Source organism: Peribacillus sp. (assembly GCF_059453735.1).
Genome location: NZ_JAZVJO010000001.1, coordinates 1 through 2,144, shown reverse-complemented (window position 1 = coordinate 2,144; position 2,144 = coordinate 1). Strand labels below are relative to the sequence as shown.

Sequence of the window (2,144 nt, the reverse complement as noted above, 5' to 3'; positions counted from 1 at the left end):
TCTCTAAGTAAGCTGGTGACGGATTTTCGGCTTTCTCCTTCATGTTTTTTAAGGTATAGTAAACGGCTTCCCTGCTGCTGCATGCTTCACGCTGAAGAGTAAGCCCCGAAAAGGAGCTGCTTTTGCCGGGTTCTCCGGGTTTAAAAGCCACGATTGCATCATACAGTGCTTGTTCGGTTGGGGAAAAGTCAATGACCGTTGTTTCGACATGTCGTTTAGTCCATTCAATCCCTGTATCTGCCCTCCGGTTGCGGATCATGACGGTATTAACGAGCAGCTTCAAATCCTCATCTTCTAAAACATGCCGGCCCTTGCCTTTATATTTTTCAGAAAATAGGGCTTCGTTTCCGAGGTGGCCGGGTTTGAGCAGGGAGACAAGATGGAAAATTTCTTCGACTTTATTCTGAATTGGTGTAGCAGTCAAAAGCAGACAAAAGCGTTTTTTTAAGCGTTGCACAAATTCATAGTTTTTTGTTTTATTGTTTTTTAATTTATGGGCTTCATCAATAATAATTAAATCGTATTCTTGTTGAAGGATGATGTCACGGTGAGGCTCGCGTTTGGCTGTATCAATAGAAGAGACGATGCAGTCGCAGCTGTCCCAGACGTAGCTCTTTCGCTGAATCACCGCTGGAATATGGAATTTTGTATTTAGTTCAAATGCCCATTGACTGACTAGGGAGGCGGGAACCAAGATTAATACTTTTTTTACGAGTCCGCGAATCATATATTCTTTTAATATTAAACCAGCTTCGATTGTTTTCCCTAAGCCCACTTCATCAGCTAAGATAGCCTTTCCATGCATGGTCTCCACGACCTGCCTGGCTACTTCCAGCTGATGGGGCAGCGGCTTTAATTGCGGTAAATGTTTTGGTGCTTGAAGGCCGTTAAACTCAGGGATAGCTAAATGCGTTTCCGCTTCAATGGCAAGCTTATACAAATCCCAGTTAGCCCATGGTCCATCTTCAGCGGTTTTATGTAAAAATTTCTTACTCCAGTCGGAATCAAATGATATTTGGATTTTCATCGTTTTCATCCTCTTTTTTTCTAGGATTTTTTGTGTTTGTTCATTAAAAGCGAACGTTACAAAGGTGAATTATGATTTCGTTCACTTGTGTATGCTTTTTAGTCAAAAAATGATTGCATAAAAAATAGACTTAATGGTAGGATGGGAGTATCTAAGTTGTTATCTATTAATTCAAACTACTTTACTAAAGGAATCGAAGTTATTTCCTTACTATGTACTATTTTAAGAAAAATATTATATGCGGATGAAGACAAGGGGAGAGACTACGTCATGTAGCGCCGAAGGAGCAAGCTTAGCAGTGAATCTCTCAGGCAAATGAACTCTTGTTGGACGCAACTCTGGAGAGTGTTACGGGCTGAACCGTGACCACCAAAGGGGAAAACCTTTCTAAGGCAAAACTTTCAGGTTTCAGGACAGAGAAAAAGCTCAAGCGGGCTTCTCTGTCCTTTTTTGTGTGTTCTTAAAGCGATACCTAAAACTCAAAGGAGGGATTTTTTTGACTAATTTAAAACGTACGGCTTTATTTAATGAGTATGCAGCAAGTAATGGGAAGACCATTGATTTTGGCGGCTGGGAACTTCCTGTCCAGTTTTCAGGCATTAAAAATGAACATGAAACTGTGCGGACGAAAGCTGGATTATTTGATGTATCGCATATGGGTGAAATCGAAGTTAAAGGACCTGGAAGCTTGTCCTTTTTACAGAAAATAATGACGAATGATGTCCAGAAGCTAACAGACGGCCGTGCTCAATATAGTGCAATGTGCTATGAGAATGGCGGCACGATTGATGATTTACTGATTTATAAAAAAGCGGCAGATGATTTTCTGGTCGTAGTAAATGCTTCTAATATTGAGAAAGACTTTCAGTGGATGCAGCAAAACTTGACTCAGGATGTGGAACTGATAAATAAGTCAGATGAGATTGCGTTACTTGCACTGCAGGGGCCGCTTGCAGAGTCAATTCTGCAAAAACTTGCAGGAAATACAGATGTAAGTGAAATGAGCTTTTTTACTTTTAAAGAAAATATCGATTTAAATGGGAAAAAAGTAATGGTTTCAAGGACCGGTTACACAGGGGAAGATGGCTTTGAAATTTATTGTAATCGTGATGACGCC

General features: G+C 40.5%; 2 protein-coding genes and 2 riboswitches. Of the genes, one reads left to right on the top strand and one right to left on the bottom strand.

Going from position 1 to position 2,144, the window contains the following annotated elements; translation table 11 throughout:
* A partial coding sequence (locus AC52RT_RS00010) for a DEAD/DEAH box helicase (RefSeq protein WP_495538857.1) occupies nt 1–1,027 on the bottom strand: 1,027 nt, incomplete at its 3' end.
* A gap of 244 nt (nt 1,028–1,271) precedes the next feature.
* Nucleotides 1,272–1,360, top strand: a riboswitch (glycine riboswitch).
* A gap of 3 nt (nt 1,361–1,363) precedes the next feature.
* A riboswitch (glycine riboswitch) is annotated at nt 1,364–1,446 on the top strand.
* A gap of 77 nt (nt 1,447–1,523) precedes the next feature.
* Here AC52RT_RS00010 and gcvT point away from each other — a divergent pair.
* A partial coding sequence (gene gcvT, locus AC52RT_RS00005) for a glycine cleavage system aminomethyltransferase GcvT (RefSeq protein ID WP_495538856.1) occupies nt 1,524–2,144 on the top strand: 621 nt, incomplete at its 3' end.